Origin of the sequence: Pedobacter sp., from assembly GCF_037719805.1 — a bacterium.
Lineage (GTDB): Bacteria > Bacteroidota > Bacteroidia > Sphingobacteriales > Sphingobacteriaceae > Pedobacter.
This window is the reverse complement of record NZ_JBBJLZ010000003.1, coordinates 622028-640226: the sequence shown is the minus strand read 5'-3', so window position 1 is coordinate 640226 and position 18199 is coordinate 622028. Positions and strand designations below refer to the sequence as shown.

At 42.2% G+C, this 18199-nt stretch carries 15 protein-coding genes and 1 tRNA gene; 10 read left to right on the top strand and 6 right to left on the bottom strand.

The features are described from left to right. Position 1: 1 nt before the first annotated feature. Positions 2-787, top strand: coding sequence for a DUF3307 domain-containing protein (locus tag WKF66_RS12455; protein WP_489674784.1), 786 nt, complete (start codon positions 2-4; stop codon positions 785-787). Here WKF66_RS12455 and WKF66_RS12450 read toward each other — a convergent pair. After that, positions 765-2267, bottom strand: coding sequence for a hypothetical protein (locus WKF66_RS12450; RefSeq protein ID WP_489674783.1), 1503 nt, complete (start codon positions 2265-2267; stop codon positions 765-767). The genes WKF66_RS12455 and WKF66_RS12450 overlap by 23 nt on opposite strands. 102 nt (positions 2268-2369) lie before the next feature. On the opposite strand from WKF66_RS12450, the gene WKF66_RS12445 reads away from it, so the two are divergent. After that, positions 2370-3683: a hypothetical protein gene (locus tag WKF66_RS12445; protein WP_489674782.1), complete on the top strand. Its 1314-nt coding sequence runs from the start codon at positions 2370-2372 to the stop codon at positions 3681-3683. A gap of 103 nt (positions 3684-3786) precedes the next feature. Continuing rightward, the gene (locus WKF66_RS12440) at positions 3787-5952 is read left to right on the top strand and encodes a hypothetical protein (RefSeq protein ID WP_489674781.1); all 2166 of its coding nucleotides are present in this window, start codon (positions 3787-3789) and stop codon (positions 5950-5952) included. Positions 5953-6036: 84 nt separating this feature from the next. Here WKF66_RS12440 and WKF66_RS12435 read toward each other — a convergent pair. Both WKF66_RS12435 and WKF66_RS12430 read right to left on the bottom strand, forming a co-directional pair. Further along, positions 6037-6123 (bottom strand) — tRNA-Ser (locus WKF66_RS12435). Positions 6124-6188: 65 nt separating this feature from the next. Continuing rightward, positions 6189-8267: an HD family phosphohydrolase gene (locus WKF66_RS12430; RefSeq protein WP_489674780.1), complete on the bottom strand. Its 2079-nt coding sequence runs from the start codon at positions 8265-8267 to the stop codon at positions 6189-6191. A 132-nt stretch (positions 8268-8399) separates the two neighbouring features. Here WKF66_RS12430 and WKF66_RS12425 point away from each other — a divergent pair, with 132 nt between their 5' ends. From WKF66_RS12425 to WKF66_RS12395, 7 genes are all read left to right on the top strand, one after another. Further along, complete coding sequence (locus WKF66_RS12425; RefSeq protein WP_489674779.1) at positions 8400-9257, top strand: SPFH domain-containing protein; 858 nt, start codon at positions 8400-8402, stop codon at positions 9255-9257. 11 nt (positions 9258-9268) lie between these two features. Then, positions 9269-9445 carry a type II toxin-antitoxin system antitoxin gene (locus WKF66_RS12420; RefSeq protein ID WP_489674778.1) on the top strand — a complete coding sequence of 59 codons (177 nt, stop codon included), beginning with the start codon at positions 9269-9271 and terminating at the stop codon, positions 9443-9445. 31 nt (positions 9446-9476) lie between these two features. Beyond that, a complete protein-coding gene (locus tag WKF66_RS12415; RefSeq protein ID WP_489674777.1) occupies positions 9477-10655 on the top strand; it encodes an acetyl-CoA C-acyltransferase in 1179 nt (392 codons plus the stop codon). Further along, positions 10655-11578, top strand: a complete 924-nt coding sequence (locus tag WKF66_RS12410; protein WP_489674776.1) for a hypothetical protein — start codon at positions 10655-10657, stop codon at positions 11576-11578. Before WKF66_RS12415 ends, WKF66_RS12410 begins: the two co-directional genes overlap by 1 nt. A 66-nt stretch (positions 11579-11644) precedes the next feature. Further along, a complete protein-coding gene (locus tag WKF66_RS12405; protein WP_489674775.1) occupies positions 11645-13414 on the top strand; it encodes a peptide MFS transporter in 1770 nt (589 codons plus the stop codon). Between the two features lie 9 nt (positions 13415-13423). After that, positions 13424-14974 (top strand): peptide MFS transporter, encoded by a 1551-nt coding sequence (locus tag WKF66_RS12400; RefSeq protein ID WP_489674774.1) that lies wholly within the window; start codon positions 13424-13426, stop codon positions 14972-14974. Positions 14975-15006: 32 nt separating this feature from the next. Next, on the top strand, positions 15007-15756 hold the full coding sequence (locus WKF66_RS12395) for a polyprenol monophosphomannose synthase (protein WP_489674773.1): 750 nt from the start codon (positions 15007-15009) through the stop codon (positions 15754-15756). Here the strand turns inward: WKF66_RS12395 and WKF66_RS12390 are convergent. Genes WKF66_RS12390 through WKF66_RS12380 form a run of 3 tightly spaced genes read right to left on the bottom strand, consistent with a single transcriptional unit; the run spans position 15743 to position 18181 of the window. Then, positions 15743-16255 carry a YdeI/OmpD-associated family protein gene (locus WKF66_RS12390; protein WP_489674772.1) on the bottom strand — a complete coding sequence of 171 codons (513 nt, stop codon included), beginning with the start codon at positions 16253-16255 and terminating at the stop codon, positions 15743-15745. The genes WKF66_RS12395 and WKF66_RS12390 overlap by 14 nt on opposite strands. 11 nt (positions 16256-16266) lie before the next feature. Then, positions 16267-17040, bottom strand: coding sequence for a TIGR02757 family protein (locus WKF66_RS12385; RefSeq protein WP_489674771.1), 774 nt, complete (start codon positions 17038-17040; stop codon positions 16267-16269). A 1-nt stretch (position 17041) separates the two neighbouring features. Next, positions 17042-18181, bottom strand: coding sequence for a cystathionine gamma-synthase (locus WKF66_RS12380; protein WP_489674770.1), 1140 nt, complete (start codon positions 18179-18181; stop codon positions 17042-17044). Positions 18182-18199: the final 18 nt, after the last annotated feature.

Genomic DNA, 18199 nt, shown 5'->3' with positions numbered 1-18199 from the left:
TATGGAAATTAACTTATTGCTCAGACTGATCATTGCGCACTTACTTACGGATTTTGTTTTTCAACCAACAAGTTGGGTAAGGGATCGGGAACAAAGGCAGGGGCGATCAATTAAATTGTACGTGCACGTGACCGTGACGACAATTGTAGCCTATTTGATTTCCGGAGCATATGACAATTGGGTAATTCCATTGGTTATATTCAGCTCTCACCTACTGATCGATTACGTGAAGTCTAAATTTGATAGCGGTAGATTCAGTTATTTTATAATTGATCAACTCGCCCATCTGGCTGTTATCCTGGTACTTTGGTTGTCGCTTGAGGGCAAATGGTCGATGCTCCCTAAGGCATTTGACTTCCTTAACAATAGTTCAAGTTTCTGGCTAATCGCGACCGGCTATTTGTTTGTTAGCTGGCCGCTAGGTATTCTTATAGGCAAAGCCACACAGAAATGGCGGGATCAGATTAGCAGGGAAACGGTCAGAGCTCCCGAAGGATCAGCAGAAGACACCGATCAACCCGTTGCTAGTGGAGAAGAGCAGGAACTTGGTCTGGCCAATGCAGGCAAGTGGATAGGCATCTGCGAAAGGATACTAATTTTTACATTTGTACTCCTGTCACAATATACCGCAATTGGCTTTTTGATGACGGCGAAGTCAATTCTAAGATTTAGCGAAAAAGAAAGCAATACTCAGCTTAAAACCGAATATGTGCTGGTGGGCACCCTGGTTAGTTTTACGCTGTCAGCAATGATTGGTATGGGCATTAAAATAATGTTGCCTGCTTAAATTTACCATTCAGTTCTACCTTCTTGCCGTTCAATTCTACGCTGCTGCCATACATATTAAAGCCACGCTTAACCTCAGTGGGAATGTTAATTAACGAACCACCACTATTGATGTAAAGGTTAGCGTGATCAAAAAAGACATCAGAATTACCAAAATCAAGCACACTGTTCTTTGTGATGTGGAAGTTGGCTCGAAAGCTTGCTGGTCCATTAAAGGTAAATACCGTGCTATTGCGGAGAAAAAGATCAACGGTACTGTCAAACTGCATCACTCCGCCCAATCCATAGCGCTCCTGTTTCGGATTCGCTTTTAGCAAGCCAGAGGCGGTACACTTGTCGTACGTTAGGTTGGTATTGATAGATTTAATGACCAGTGCTATTCCAAAGAAATTTCTAATCTTACAATTCGAATAGGTAATTTTCGAACTTATGCCTTCTACATGCAAATTGCGGTCATAATCGGATATGGTGGAATTCTTAACGTTCACATTCATTACAATATCGGGCGCAAACGAATTAAATGCTTCTACAGTGATTCCAGAACGACTTGCGAAGTTCCCGTTAGTAGCAGTGTTGTACCCTTTGATGATGCAACTGCTGATTGTAGCGTTCGTGTTCTTCCTTGTTCGGCGAACATTTTGCACATCATAATGACCCAGCCAAATGCCATCGCCGAAGCTGTCATTGCCATTTTCAATAGGGAAATGTCCACCTACGTTTGTTTCTATGACACCGCTGATAGTAGCAGATAAAAAGTTCTTTAGCCGGATCCCGTAACCACAGATGTCATTTAGCTTACAGTTGATGATGTTCACAGCGGAGACACCGGCTGTTTCCATAGCAATTACAAGCCTATGTGCCTGGTAATTGGTATTCGTCCATTGTGGGAGGATTTCTGGTGCTTTAATATTTAGGTTTTTGATGGTGATCGAGCTATTCAAGGAATTGTTGTCGCTGCATTTGAATGCCATCACATAGGTTTCCTGTGCAACAGCCGCAGCCTTTTTATCTACGATGATGGTGGATCCTTTGCCGTCTATAGTAAGTTTCAGCTGACTGGGTATTGTCCAGTAGTTGCCTGATTGAATGTAGTATGTGCCAGCCATTGGGAAGCTGACGACTGACGCGCGTTTGTCGATAGCAGCCTGAATCCCTTTTCGGAGGATAGCACTGTTGTCTGCGTTCTTGCTGCTTAAGTTATACCAGGATAGCTTAATCGTGTCTCCAACTATCCGCTCCCAGTATCCGCCATCTTTGGCTGCGAAAACAATTGCATCATCAACTTCTAAAGCGGAAGTATTGGGCTTGTAGTTGAACGTCCCACCCATCAGGTCATATTTAATGTAAACGGATTTAGATGACGGATAGTGGTGGTAAAGCGATAGGGTTATTTCGTGCGGCGAAGCAACACGGGGATATGCGTTTGCAAATGTAAATTGACCAAACAATATCCCAAGCAAATATATTACCGTCGTACTCATGCTGACATTTATTACATTAACAACTGATCTTCCGTTAAAGGTCATTATTATTTACTAATTTCAAATGCAGCAATCGGTAAACTAAGCTGCAATGTGATGCTTATGAAGAACTTAGTTATTGCGCTTTTTCTTTGTTTAAGTTCTACGGGCGGCCTGTGCCAGGGGACTGTTATTAAAAAACCTCAAATAACGGTCAGGGCGATGCCTAGCTCCTACGCTGCAGAAGCAGTCGGGGTAAATACTCACCTCAATTACCTGGGTTCTGTGTACAATCTGCATTACGAGGACATCATTAAACCGAAGTTAGTAGAACTTGGAACGAAGCATATTCGCGACCATTTCGGCAATGAAAAGATCAATGAAAGATATACTGATCTTGCTCATCAATTCGGCATCAAATTACTGTTGATTAACAACGACGGCGGTACCGATATGGAGAAAACGCGAGACGAAGTAATCAGATTAAACCAGATTGACAAGGGTAAACCAGTCGTTGATCTTATAGAGCCAGCCAATGAACGTGATATCGGATGGAAGAACGACTGGACTAAACTTTGCAGCTATCTGCATACATTCACTCAGGTCTACAAGACAAATGTAAACAGCAAAGGTATACCGTTACTTGGCCCCTCCTTCGCAGACACCCGCAACAGTGCCTTGGAATTTTCAAGGAGATGCAGCAATGCCTTTGATGGGATGGACATTGGGAACCTCCATGCATATAGCGGCCATTTTCCAGAAAGCAATTTGGCAGGCGGCTGGGGACTCAGTTTCCCTCAAGCCATTGGAAACTACAGGAAGTTAAGCGGTAATGCAGCGCTCATCGAAACAGAATGCGGATATAAAATGAGTGAAGGTGCCAACGGTCATCCGGCCGTTTCAACAAGAACTGCTGCCAAATATGCACCGAGACTTGTTCTGGAGCGGTTGCAAAGCGGTGTGAAAACGGTATACTTTTATCAGCTGATCAATAACGCTGAAGACTTCGGTTTATTAAATACCGATGGCACACCCCGGCTTCAATTTACGGCTTTAAAAAATTTCATTGTGCTTTTTAAGGATAGCAATAAGTCTTTCCAAACATCAAGCTTGAAATATTCCTTAACTGGAGACCTCAGAGACGTTCGACATATGGTGTTTCAAAAAAGCGATGTAAGATTCCTGCTGGCCCTCTGGCAGGGGGTTAATGGCTCAGAAGGTGGCTCAAAGGACAATGACTATAAAGACATTAATCATGATGACAAGACTGTACAGCTGGAATTGTACAAGAAGGCCTCCGTTATCAAGACATACCGTCCTTCATTTGACCGGATGCCTGAAGGAAATGGTGCGAACCCGCTGAAGACACTTCGAAATGTGAGCATTGTAGAACTAAAAGTGCCAGATCATGTTTTAATTGTTGATATAGGCTTTTAAGGGCAACCTAAAAGGTAAATTAAGACAGGTAACGATGAGAAGGATGCGCTGGGTCATTCGCCTTGCATTGTTTTTTTGTACTTTAGAGAACAAGAACACGCTTATGAAGAGAAAGACCGCTATTTGTGCAGTATTTACTTTGATGTTGGAGCTATGCAGCTATGCAACGGCTTACTGCTTTAATCATAATAAACAGCAGCCTAACCCACAGGGCAAGATAGTTTACAACAATAAAAAGCATAGCGCAACCCTATCCTGGCCAGCATTCGGGTCTTCCGGAAATTATGTAATCACAAGAGGAGGCAGTCGTCTGGCATCAGACTTTGTAATGGTAGGTTCCACTTCCAAAATGACCTTTAGTGATCCTAAGCCAAACGCAAATAAGTACGAAAACTATTATAGAATTACACGAAATGAGATCAGCACCATCGTTTCACTCGAGCAGCAGATTTTTGGGGACAACATGTATTTTTATGACAGGAAATATGAAAAACCGGAAACTGCAAAAACCGACATCAATTCGCAGTTTGGAACTACTGGCCTTGGGCGATCAAACGGAGAGTGGACGACCAAGCGCCAGAGCTACTATTTCAAAGCAAATATCAATGGGCAAAGTTACGATCCGGGCGGCTCTGGTTCTGCATCTTCGGCAGCAGCCAACTCGATAGAACTAGGATTCTATTCGCACATCGGAGGTCTGGGCAAAATACCGGGAGATGTCAAGTTGGGCGCCATATTCACCAGGCCTCACCTGTCGGGAGGCGCAAATGCGACCTGTACGTTTTGGCGTTCGGTGGAGAATGTCTCGGTAATGCGGGATTTTGCCTGGACAGTTTCTCAATCAACCAGTGCCCGAAGAATGCGAATTGAGAGTACTTCGAAATACATTTCAGATATCGGTGCCAACAATTTTTGGGGTAGCGGGGGCTTCATCGCCGACACTCACTATACTTCATCCAGACCGAACTGGGGTGGACAGCAGCAATGGTACACCAGGAATGCTGTTTTTCCTGCAGGTTCGTCATCCATGGGAGGTTCATACAATATGGTTTGGCAAGGTTGCACCAATCCACCGCGGGCCGACGCAATCAACACACCCATTTCCACTACACCTGTTATCAGAGAAAAGCCCTTCCTTTTTATTGATGACGACAAAGAATACAAAATATTTGTTCCCGCATGGCAAAAGGATAGAACGGGGGTTTCATGGTCGGAAACAGCTATGGGAAAAGGAAATATTCAGAATTTGCTTACCGATTGGTATGTTGCTAAAGAAGGCGATACCGATATAGAAATCAACAGTGCCCTGCAAGCAGGCAAAAACATATTTTTCACACCCGGTCACTACGCCTTGAATGCCCCTATCCAGGTGAACAGAAAAGATGCCATCCTTCTGGGTGCTGGTATCGCTTCGGTAACGCTGGAGCCTACTGAAAAGAACACATGGGGATGTATTTATGCAGACGACAAAAATGGGATCATCATAGCCGGACTATTGATGGATTCATCCAATAGTACCACCTATCAAATCAGAATTGGTGAAGAAGGAGCAAATGCTGACCATTCTGCAAATCCAATTCTGCTCACAGACATCACTTGCAGAGTGGGCGGAGTTCAGTCAAAAAACATTCAGGTCCATACTGCGATGCAAATTAACAGCAATCATGTGGTGGGCGACCACTTTTGGCTGTGGCGTGCCGACCACGGTTCGCAACCAGGTGGCGATGTACGTTGGGTTAGAGACCGGTGTAAAAATGGATTGATAGTTACCGGCGATGATGTCACTCTTTACGCCTTGTTTACAGAACACTTTCAGGAATATGAAGTGCTTTGGTTGGGCGAGCGTGGCAGGACCTATTTCTTTCAAAACGAACCACCATACGATGCCCCGAATCAGGACAGCTGGAGCAGTCAGAAAGGCAAATTTCATGGATTTGCTGCATTCAAGGTTGCCAATACCGTGAAACAACACCAGAGTATAGGAATGGGTTCCTACGCAGTTTTCACAGGGACCGATGGAAAGGTAAATAAGCGAAACGGCTTTGAAGTACCCAATAGTCCAAATGTGAGACTTGATAAGATGGTAACCACCCGCTTTTCTGGTCCGGGTAACATTCAAAGTGTGATCAATGGAACTGGTGGCAGTACCGCAAGTGGGGTAAAACGTGTGGCATCCTACCAAAACGGTGCAGGCATTCAACCTTACGATGAAAAATTTGAGTTGCCTAATCCTAAATCCTACCCTGCGTACATCGTTATGGAACAGTAATTCCTTTTGTGAGTTTCGGTAAAACAAAAAACCCCTGTAATCATGCGACTACCGGGGTTCAATTCATTTTGATGGGTTATCAAGCGGAGGAAGAGGGATTCGAACCCTCGGTACCGTTGCCAGTACGACAGTTTAGCAAACTGTTCCTTTCGGCCACTCAGGCATCCCTCCGAATTCTCAAAATGTCCCTTTTGAGGTTGCAAATATAGCAATTCATCTAAGTTTCCAAAAGAAAATTACAGTGTTTGCTGATAATCTATTCTAACGTGATAAATGCTCATTAGCATCGTCTTGAATATCAGCTTTATAGTTTCTATATCTTTTAAAGTAATATCACAATTATCTAGTTGGTCTTGCTCCAGTTTGTAGTCAATTATCCTTTCAACAAGCGCATTTATACTTTGAGTGTCCGGATTCTTAAGGCTTCTTGAGGCCGCCTCCACTGAATCCGCAAGCATTAATACTCCCGTTTCTTTCGAGAAGGGAATCGGTCCAGGGTAACGGAATATGTTCTCATCAACAAATTTCTCTGGGGAGTTTTTAAGGAAGGACTGATAAAAATAGTCCACCCTGGTATTGCCGTGATGCGTTCTAATGAAGTCGATCACACTTTCTGGTAACTGGTGCTTTCTTGTGATCTCTATCCCCTTATGTACGTGCTTTATTATAATCTGAGCACTTTGTTCATACGGGAGCTTATCGTGCGGACTAACAGCCGTATTTTGGTTCTCAATGAAGTATTGTGGGTTTTCAATCTTTCCTATGTCATGATATAATGCCCCTGCCCTTACTAATAGCGAATTACCGCCAATCTTAAAAATAGCGGCTTCTGCAAGATTGGCTACCTGTAAAGAGTGCTGGAACGTTCCTGGTGCCTTAAATGCCAATTCTCTCAGCAGTTTATTGTTGGTGTTGGTCAGCTCAATCAGGGCGATATCGGAAGTGATGCCAAACAACCGCTCAAAAGCGTAAATTAACGGATAAGCAAGTAGCGAAAGTAGAACGCTCACTATAAAAGGCACAAAGTTGGCCCACTCGATGTTGGTGATTGATCCTTCCCGCAGTAGTGCAATGCCGACAAAAGAAATGAAGTAAGCCGATAAAATAAATAATGCCGACAGCAGCAATTGTTCTCTTTTAATAAGATTTCTAATGCTATATATAGCGACCATACCGGCAGTAGTTTGAAAAAACACAAACTCAAAGCTATTGGGAACGAAAAACCCAGCGATCAGTATGACTAACAAATGCAGATAAAGTGCGAGTCGGGTATCAAACAGAATTCTGATAATGATTGGCACAATGCAGAAGGGTATGTAATACAAGCTCGGCAGATTTAACTTTATAGCCCAGGTGAGCGACAGCAACATAATGGTTGTTACTAGTAAGATCAGCGTGAGTTGTCTGTTGTCAGCAAAGATGTCTTTCCGGAAAAGTTTTAAAAACACCATCAATAAACTAACAATGAAACCGACAAGCAATATCTGACCAAAATAAACCAGTTTGCTATCTCCGATAGTTTTAGTCTGGGCTTCATATATCTCCTTGAACGACTGAAGTTTTTGATAGATTTCGTCGTCTATTACATTATTCTTTGCTATAATCAGTTCACCTTTTTGCACCATTCCCCTGGTGGTGGAGAGACTGTTAACTGCATTTTCCTGAAGCATCAGTGTTAGTTTCTCATCAAATACAATGTTCGCTCGTAGATGGTCCTCAATTAGGGTGAGCACAAGGTCCTTAACTTTCAAACTAACGGAGGTAAATGTGTTCTTATAATAATTTAGGGCGGTTTGGACGGTAAATACATCTGCAGAATTAAGCGTCTTGCTTACATTGTTTTGCAGCAAAGAAAAGTCATAATTCTTATTCCCCTTCTGTTGCTTAACATCAAGCGCTATAATCCCTTTGGCATAGATAGATCTTAGTATATTAACAGACGTCCTTTTGTAAACCTCCTTCTCGTTATCGGGTAAGCCACTAGCGCGCCATTTTACATCAAACTCACTTACATACGCCTCTTCAACTTCATTAATTAGTGCCGTATCCAGGGTATATATCGGTAGAATATTATCCAATGCCTCTTTCCTATCGAGATCAACCTGAGGCGTTGTTTTCAAAATAGCAAAGCTAAATGGAGATGCTAAGTCTTTGTTTTTCCATATCTCCCCTTTTTCAAACTCATACCTGAACCTTGGTTGTTTAGGTAGAAAGGCGGTGATGATAAAGACTGAAAATATCATCATCACATATTTGATGTTTGATGAATACTTTCTGTAAAGCACTCTATGAGAATTCTTTTTGATTTTAGCCAAAGTGATTTTGATTGATGGAATCAAAAATAAGATAAATTTCTTCAACTGAAGTAAGACTTTCAACACAGCAAAAATTGCATTTGGAATTCTGCTTTCTTTTAACGTCTTTTATGATATCAAACCAATATCATTATGTATCAGGAAAAAATCATTACACCACCATCAGGCTATCTAACATTTGCCTTATTTTTTGTCCTTTTGATCGGGGGCATTGCAGCTTTGGTCACACAACATTTTATACTAGGTCCTATTGTGTTGTTGCTAAACTTTGTATTGGTTTTGCCGGGACTCATTATTAATGATCCGAATGAATCCAAAGTGCTCATTCTTTTTGGGAAGTATGTTGGTACGGTGAAAGCAGACGGTTTTTTTTGGGTTAATCCGCTAACCGTTAAAAAGAAGGTTTCACTGAAAGCAAGGAATTTAAACGGCCATCAGATCAAGGTGAACGACAAGCTTGGAAATCCAATAGAGATTGCTGCAGTTGTTGTTTGGCAGATCGAGGAAACGGCGAAAGCGATGTTCGCTGTAGAGGATTATCTGCAATACGTCAACATTCAGAGTGAAGCGGCAGTTCGACATCTCGCAAACATGTTCGCCTATGACAATTTTGAAGATGAAGAAGCAACCATCACCTTAAAAGATGGAGCAGAAAAAGTAAGTACACTATTGGAAGCAGAATTAAGTGAGCGATTGTCCAGAGCAGGGATCCAGGTTTTGGAAGCAAGAATTTCGCATCTGGCTTATGCGCAGGAAATAGCGAGCGCCATGTTGCAACGTCAGCAGGCAACTGCAGTTATTGCGGCCAGAAAGCTCATTGTGGAAGGTGCAGTTGGGATGGTAGAAATGGCGCTGGAACGGTTATCAGAAAAGAACATAGTTGAGCTTGATGAGGAACGCAAAGCGGCTATGGTCAGTAATCTATTGGTAGTGCTTTGTGGAGATAGAAATGTTCAGCCTGTTGTAAATACCGGAACACTTTATAGTTAATGGATTAGACTATGTCTGAGAAGGAGAAAAAAGCGTTTGTGCTTAGAATTAATACTGAGGTGCTGAAGGAGATTGAACAATGGGCGGGAGATGAATTCAGAAGTACAAACGGGCAAATAGAATTCTTGCTCAATGAAGCGCTCAAGACAAAAAGAAAACACAGCAAGGTTAAAAATTCAGAAGATTGATCTAACTTTACTACAACTAACTATAAAGCGCATGAAAGAGGTGGTAATAGTGTCGGCAGTAAGAACGCCGATTGGAAGTTTTCGTGGGGAATTATCTGGACTGACAGCTACCCAACTGGGTGGCATCGCGATAAAAGAAGCAGTAAAACGTGCAGGCGTCCAGCCGGAAGATGTTCAGGAAGTATATATGGGCAATGTGTTATCGGCAGGCCTGGGCCAGGCTCCAGCTACACAGGCTGCAAAATTTGCTGACCTTCCTGATGTTCCGTCAACAACAATTAATAAAGTTTGTGCTTCAGGTACTAAAGCCATAATGCTGGCTGCTCAAAGCATCGCTCTCGGCGAGGCAGACGTTATTGTAGCAGGGGGAATGGAAAGCATGAGCAATGTTCCTTACTATTTAGACAAGGCACGTGACGGTTATCGTCTGGGACATGGACAACTGACAGATGGGTTGCTGAAGGATGGCCTATGGGATGTATATAACGACTATCATATGGGATCTGCAGCTGAGTTATGCGCGGAAGAGTGTGGCTTTAGTCGTGAAGAACAAGACGCTTATGCTATCTCGTCTTATAAAAAATCACAGTCGGCACAACAGGAAGGACGTTTTTCTAGTGAAATTGTTTCTGTTGAAATTAAGGACAGGAAAGGCAATGTGACCCTTATTGACAAAGATGAGGAACCGTTTGCTGTTAACTTCGAGAAAATTCCCGGCCTAAAGCCGGTATTTAAAAAGGACGGCACTGTCACCGCAGCAAATGCTTCTGCATTGAATGATGGAGCGGCTGCACTAGTGCTGATGAGTGCAGATAAAGCACTTGAACTAGGCTTAAAGCCCTTAGCAAAAATAATAGCATATGCCGATGCGCAACAAGCGCCGGAATGGTTCACGACTGCACCTTCAAAAGCAATTCCGCTTGCTTTAAAACGAGCAGGTATGCAACTCTCGGATGTTGACTTTTTCGAGATCAATGAAGCTTTTGCAGTGGTATCGCTTGCGAATAATAAAGAGTTGGATTTGAATGCAGAGAAGGTGAATATTAATGGTGGTGCAGTATCGCTTGGTCATCCGCTAGGTGCATCCGGGGCCCGAATTGTGGTTACCTTGTTGTCGGTGCTTTCGCAAAACGGCGGGAAGATTGGTGTGGCAGGTATCTGTAATGGCGGTGGTGGCGCAAGTGCCATTGTCATCGAAAATTTAGCGTAATGAAAGGAAGATTCGTCACGCTGATACTGGCTCTTTTGCTTTTTCAAGCATCGTCGCCTTTAAAGGCTCAACACAGCTTTAAAAACGATAACGGGCCGGTCATGGTGAAATACCAGGACTCCCTAATAAAGATCAGTGACGATATGGCTAATTCCCAAACTACTGGGGAGCGCTTTGCTAAAAACGCAGTCTTTATCAAAACCCTAGTTAACTCCTTAAAAACCCACAGCTCTTTCAGTTATCCCTTTGATTCTTTAAAAAGAGTGAGTATCGTCAAAGCCCCCGACAACTCTTTTCGAATTATATCCTGGTTTGTGCCACTTGACGATGGTAGTTACCGGTTTTTTGGTACTGTGCAAATGGGAACTAAAGATGGTAAGCTTAAACTATTTCCCTTATTAGACAATACCGATAATATTGCCGATCCCAACCTGCTTGGTAATAATAAAAGCTGGTACGGAGCTCGTTATTACGAGGTTGTGCCAGTCATTGTAAGTGGTCGGCAGCCCTATTACCTGCTTCTAGGCTGGAAAGGCAACAGTGCAAAAACGACCAAGAAGGTTTTAGATGTTCTTTCCTTTGAGAAAGATGAGCCCGTATTTGGAAAACCAATATTTGATGGCTCTAAGGGAATAACTACAAAAAACAGGATCATTTTTGAATACAACAAGCTAAATTCTATGACGCTGACGTTTGACAAGACCACAAACATGGTGGTATTTGATCACCTCGCTCCTTTCTCTGAAGATATGGTGGGGAATTTTGAATATTATGCGTCTGACCTTAGTTTTGATGCCTATAAAGTTCAAAACGGGAGGCTTAAACTGATTGAAAACGTTGAACTTAAGAATGACCCTAACAATTTGGATGAATTGTATGTGGATCCTAAGGATAAAGACACAAAAGCCATAAAAAAGCTATAAGTTTGAAAGTATGCCTCTGGGTAACTATCTTGCGCATTCAACGAACTAAATCACTAAAAAACTAAGATGAGTACAACTAATTTGGATACCCCAAATGACTTTTTCGAGAATAAGGTATTAGGACACCCAGCGGGACTGTTCGTTTTATTCTTCACAGAGATGTGGGAAAGGTTTTCGTATTATGGGATGAGGGCCTTACTTGTCCTTTTCCTGACTTCTTCTCTAACAGATATTAACCCCGGCTGGGGATGGCCAAGAGAGCATGCGCTGGCTATATATGGGTCTTACACTGGTCTGGCTTACCTGACTCCAATTTTGGGAGGATATATTGCAGACAGAATCATTGGTTACCGATGGGCAGTTATAGTTGGTGCACTCTTAATGACACTGGGACACCTCTCAATGGCTATGGAATTCCACCAGGCATTTATGTATTTAGGCTTAGGATTACTTGTAATTGGTAATGGATTTTTCAAGCCGAACATGACATCAGTATTGTCGCAGATGTACAAAAAACACTCCGATAAAAAAGATGGAGCCTATACCATTTTTTACATGGGCGTAAACTCCGGTGCCTTCTTAGGGATGCTTCTTTGCGGTTATATTGGTGAAAGTCCCGATTGGGGATGGAACTGGGGCTTCGGTCTTGCCGGTATTTTTATGTTCATCGGAATGCTACAATTTTATTTTACACAAGGAATATTTGGTGACATAGGCTTGAAGCCGTTAAAAAACCAAGTGGAAGAGGTCTCAGATAATTTGGAGGAGTCAACAAGGAACCCATTCTCTACATTTGACTCTATCATTATTGCTTTAATATCTGTTATCGGACTCGCCTGGATTATTAATGACCCAGTATCTAAGATCACCTCGTCGAACCTATTTAATTTCAAAGTAGGTAGCCTTGACGGGAGTAATTTTATGATTATTATAGCTTTAGTGTTGTTCCTGTTTATTTTGGTTAAAAGGATCGCACAATACACCCCTGTTCTTCGCGACAAAATGATTGCTGTTATTGTATTGGCGTTCATTACCATTTTCTTCTGGGCATCTTTTGAGCAAGCAGGTGGTTCTATGACCATTTTTGCTAAAGACTATACGCAGCGTGTTCTAACGGGAGACTCCAAGATTATCTTTAATGTGGTGAATACTTTGATAACGATTATTCCTCTTATCATTATCTCTTACGTACTATTTAAACTTTTCACTAAGACGTTCGCCAAATACGCACTCGGCAACATTATCCTTGCCATAGGTTTTGTGATCATTTGGGGCATTGTAATTTACATGCTTTCTAATCAGTATAATGAGGTTAAGTCCGAAGTTCCTGCCACTTGGTTTGGAATCTTGAACTCCCTATTTATCATAAGCCTAGCTCCTATTGTTTCTAAACTTTGGGAAAGCAAATACAACCCATCTGCAACAATGAAAAACGCTTATGGAATGATCCTACTGGGGATCGGTTTTGGAGCGTTGGCCTATGGATCAAGCACCATTCCTCAGGGAGCTGCTGTTGCGGCTGTAAGTATGATTTGGCTGGTATTGGCTTACCTTTTCCACACGCTTGGAGAATTATTCATCTCGCCTGTAGGCTTATCTTATGTCAGTAAATTAGTACCGGGAAGGATGATAGCGATCATGTTCGGTATCTGGTACCTGGCGATAGCGATTGGTAACAAGATAGCAGGAACCATGGGTGGAATGATCGATGAGATAACGTCCAAGTATTCAATGACTACCTTCTTTTTAATATTCACGTTAATTCCGATCGGCTTAGGCTTGTTAGTAATGATGTTAACACCTATCATGAAGAAATTAATGCACGGCGTAAAATAACATAACTTAATGACTGAGAACATCACCCTGGACCAAATCCAGGACTTCAAAGGGAAATACCCTAAACAACTTTGGTCGTTATTTTTCTCAGAGATGTGGGAACGCTTCTGCTTCTACGGCATGCGCGGGATGCTTACCTATTTTATGGTCACGCAGTTGATGATGAAAGACGTAGATGCCAACCTACAATATGGCGCTACGCAAGCATTTGTCTATGCTTTCACGTTTATTGGAGGTTTATTCGCTGACAAAATCCTAGGATTTAGGAAATCACTGTTTTGGGGTGGTATACTTATGATCGCCGGTAGTTCAATCCTTGCCTATGATCCAAAGGAATTTTTCTTTCTGGGAATTAGCTTCACAGTTGTTGGAACAGGCTTCTTTAAGCCAAACATCTCCACAATGGTAGGCAAACTTTATCGGTCAAATGATATTCGTCGTGACGCTGGATTTTCTGTGTTTTATGCTGGTATTAACATCGGTGCTTTATTGGGTGGATATGCTTGTATAGCGATCGGGAAACATAACTGGCACCTGGCATTTGGGCTGGCAGCAATTGCAATGACCATAAGTCTGATTACATTTATTTTTACACAAAGAACATTAGGACCGATTGGACTGCCTCCTTCGGATGAGGAAAATATAGTTGACGAAACATTTGTAGGTGCTGATGAAAAGGTTCAGCCTGAACCGGCTGTTATCATACGGAAATCGATCAATAAAAAGTGGTATGACTACGCTGTTTACATAGGCACTTTAGCGGTTGTACCAGTTATTATGATCATGGTAGCTAAAACACAGTATACAGATTGGTTTATGTATACAATTGGTCCAGCTACGTTGATCTACCTTTTTTATGAAATGTCTAAATACAATGTTGCAGAACGTAAGAAGTTGCTTGCTGCATTGGTATTCATACTGTTTTCAATTGTATTTTGGGGGATTTATGAGCAAAGTGGCGGTTCATTAGCGCTCTTCGCTGCGAGAAATTTGGATAATAAACTATTGGGAACAATTACGTTAGACCCAAATGGAGTGAACAATTCTGCAAACTCCTTGTTCGTGATCATATTTGCTTTTCTGATCAGCTTAATCTGGATTGGCATGGCAAAGAGGAAAATTGAGCCCAATACAATCATTAAGTTTGGGATGGGCTTCTTGTTTCTTGGAGCTGCATACTTCGTCTTTTATTCAACACGTTTCTTCGCTACTACTGAAGGGATAGCCTCTCTTGATGTGTTCACGATTGCTTACTTTGTAGTAACGCTTGGTGAGCTTTGCCTCTCACCGATCGGATTATCTATCATGACTAAATTATCCCCTCCTAAGCTTCAGGGAGTAATGATGGGTACGTGGTTTTTAGCGAGTGCATATGGACAATATGTAGCCGGTCTACTAGGTGCAAATCTGTCAAAAGCCGGAGAAAACGACAGCGCGCTACAAAAACTCATTACTTATACAGATGGCTACAAACAACTGGCAATTTATTCAGTCATCGCAGGAGTTGTTTTGATTGCCATTTCACCCCTTGTCAAAAAGCTAATGCAAGAAGTAAAGTAAATCCTTAACTTCGTGCTTTTAAACCCATATACGTGTCAGATAGTTTAGTAATCATCCCTACCTACAATGAGAAAGAGAATATTGAAAAGATCGTTAGAAAGGTTTTCTCTTTAAATTTCTTTTTTGAAATTCTCATCATTGACGATGGTTCACCTGACGGTACTGCCGATATCGTAAAGCAATTACAACAAGAGTATCCGGCTTTACATTTGGAAGAACGAAAGGGTAAGCTTGGACTGGGCACCGCCTACATCCACGGATTTAAGTGGGCGCTGGAAAGAGCGCAATATCAGTACATTTTCGAGATGGATGCGGATTTTTCCCATAACCCAGACGATTTGGTCAAGCTTCGAACTGCTTGCACTTCAGGGGCCGACATAGCAATCGGTTCCAGATATGTAAAAGGTGTAAATGTGGTCAACTGGCCGATGAGCCGGGTATTGATGTCTTACTTCGCCTCCATGTATGTAAGGATGATCACAGGTATTTCTATACAAGATGCTACCGCAGGGTTTAAATGTTACAGAAGAGAGGTTTTGGAGACCATCCCCATGAACAAGATTAGATTTGTTGGCTATGCCTTTCAAATTGAAATGAAATTCACGGCAATTAACTACGGTTTTAACGTTGTGGAGATCCCCATCATATTTACGGACCGAACAGAAGGCACATCTAAAATGAGCACAAAGATCTTTAGGGAAGCCTTTTTAGGAGTAATACAGATGAAGATCTCCAGCTGGTTTAGAGATTACAGTAGGCCTGTAAAGTCTAAGCTTTCATAGGCTTATCCTCCCGCATCATTTCGCCGAAGGTCTGACCCCTATCCATTGCTGATACGATTTTAACTATCCTTTTGATTCTTGTAGGCTCAGTTTTAGCAGAGTTGAGCCAATTGATGTACCAATTCTGATGAGATTTGGGAAGCTTTAGAAATGTTTGAAGCAGCTCGGGTTCGTCGGACAAACAAAGCTCAAGCTCTGGAGGCATCTTAATCTCAAAGTCCTTATCTTCCACGAGCCGGACATTAATGACGGCGCCACATTCCTTCTTAAGTTGTTTCCTTAGGCTTGCTTTTAATGCAAGAATAAAATCTCCCTCTCCCATTGGGACAATGGCGACACCCTCGATTTCAATGTTGTCAAGCTGTCCCTTTACACGAAAGCTTTTTTTGCAGTCTTTCTTTAGACTTTGAGCGAGTACAGCAGGAATGAAGATATAACTCCAGCCGGTCTTCTCACCCATTTCTGCAAACCGCTCGATTTCTGCCTTGAATTCAATCATGCCTGAAAATACTAGAATTTCTCTTCTATTCCCAATCCAAACAATGCGAAATCATATTTAACCGGATCTATTGGATCCAAGAGCACTAGCTGAGCACTGAGTTCGATGGCAGTAAGCCAGTCGGTTTGTTTTCTTTGAATCATTCCTAGTTTCCTAGCTACCCGGTCCACATGAACGTCGCAAGGGCAAATAAGTTCTGATGGCTTTAAGTTACTCCATACACCAAAATCCACGCCTTTATTGTCTTTCCGGACCATCCAACGCAAGAACATATTCAAGCGCTTACAGGTAGACTTCTGCATTGGGGAGGATACGTGCTTAATTGTACGGCCAGTGTAATCTGGCAAGGAAAAGAAATAAGACCTAAAATGATTAAGCGCACGTTCAATTCTCGGGGCGTCGCCTACTTCCGGAACTAAAAACGCAGACTCAAGTGTGTCAGACTCCTGATAATGCTGGTTAAAGAATGCTATAAAGTATAACAGGTCCGTATCATTGAAGGTCCTGTGTTTAAATCCCAGAAGCCGTTTAAGGTCGTCCGGACCATGGTTCAATACGAAATCATAGGGCGCATTATCCATGCGGGAAAACAAGTCATTACACTTATTTATGATGGTCTTCCGTTGACCCCAAGCTAAAATTGCCGCAAAGAATGCGGCAATTTCAACGTCTTGCTTAATGCTATACTGGTGCGGAATGCATATGGGATCATTAGTAATGAATGAGGGCTGATTGTATTGTTCAACCTTTACATCTAAAAAATCTTTAAGCTCCAGAAACTCCAAACTAACTTAAAGCTTGTTCAAGATCTGCCAAAAGATCATCGATATCCTCTACTCCTACACTTAATCTTAACAGATTATCTGTAACGCCAACTTTCTCCCGTTCCTCCTTAGGTATTGAACCATGTGTCATTGAGGTAGGATGGTTAATTAACGACTCTACTCCGCCTAATGATTCTGCCAGTGTAAAAACCTTGAATGATGAAGCAACTCTAAACGTTTCTTGCAAATCAGCGTCTTTGATAGTTATAGAAACCATACCTCCAAAACCCCTCATCTGCCTTTTAGCGACATCATGGTTCGGATGGTCTTCAAAACCGGGCCAATAGATATGTTCGATCTTAGGATGGTTCTTTAAAAAATGAGCAACCTTCTCGCCGTTCTCACAGTGCGCTTTCATTCTCAAATGAAGTGTTTTGATACCCCTCAATACCAGAAATGCATCCTGTGGTCCAGGTGTAGCTCCACAAGCATTATAAATGAACCAGAGCTCTTTATAAAGCTGCTCATCGTTAACAAGCAACGCGCCCATAACTACATCGGAGTGACCTCCAATATATTTCGTCACTGAATGCATTACGATGTCGGCTCCTTGATCCATCGGATTCTGTAAGTAAGGTGAAGCAAAAGTATTGTCTACTGCAAGAAGTATATTATTACTTTTGGTAATCCTTGCAACTCCCTCAATATCAATAATTCTCATGGTTGGATTGGTTGGCGTTTCCACCCAAACCAGCTTGGTATTATCATTGATATAAGGAAGAATGCTCTCAGGCTTTGACAGGTCCAGAAAATGAAACTTCAAACCGTACTTTTCGTAGATCTTCGTAAAGATCCGATACGAGCCACCATAAAGATCGTTTCCGGTAATGACCTCATCTCCTGGCTTCAACATACGAAGCACCGCATCAGTAGCACCCATGCCGCTTGAAAAGGCAAGACCGTATTTTGCATTTTCTAATGCTGCCAAACAATCCTCAAGCGCCTTACGTGTAGGGTTTGTACCTCTGGAATATTCATACCCCTTGTGGTCACCTGGCGACTTTTGCGCGTAGGTGGAAGTCTGATATATTGGAGTCATCACTGCTCCTGTTGTTGGATCAGGTTCTTGACCTGCGTGTATTGCTTTAGTTGCGAATTTCATTTGTCTTTTAAGTTTAGG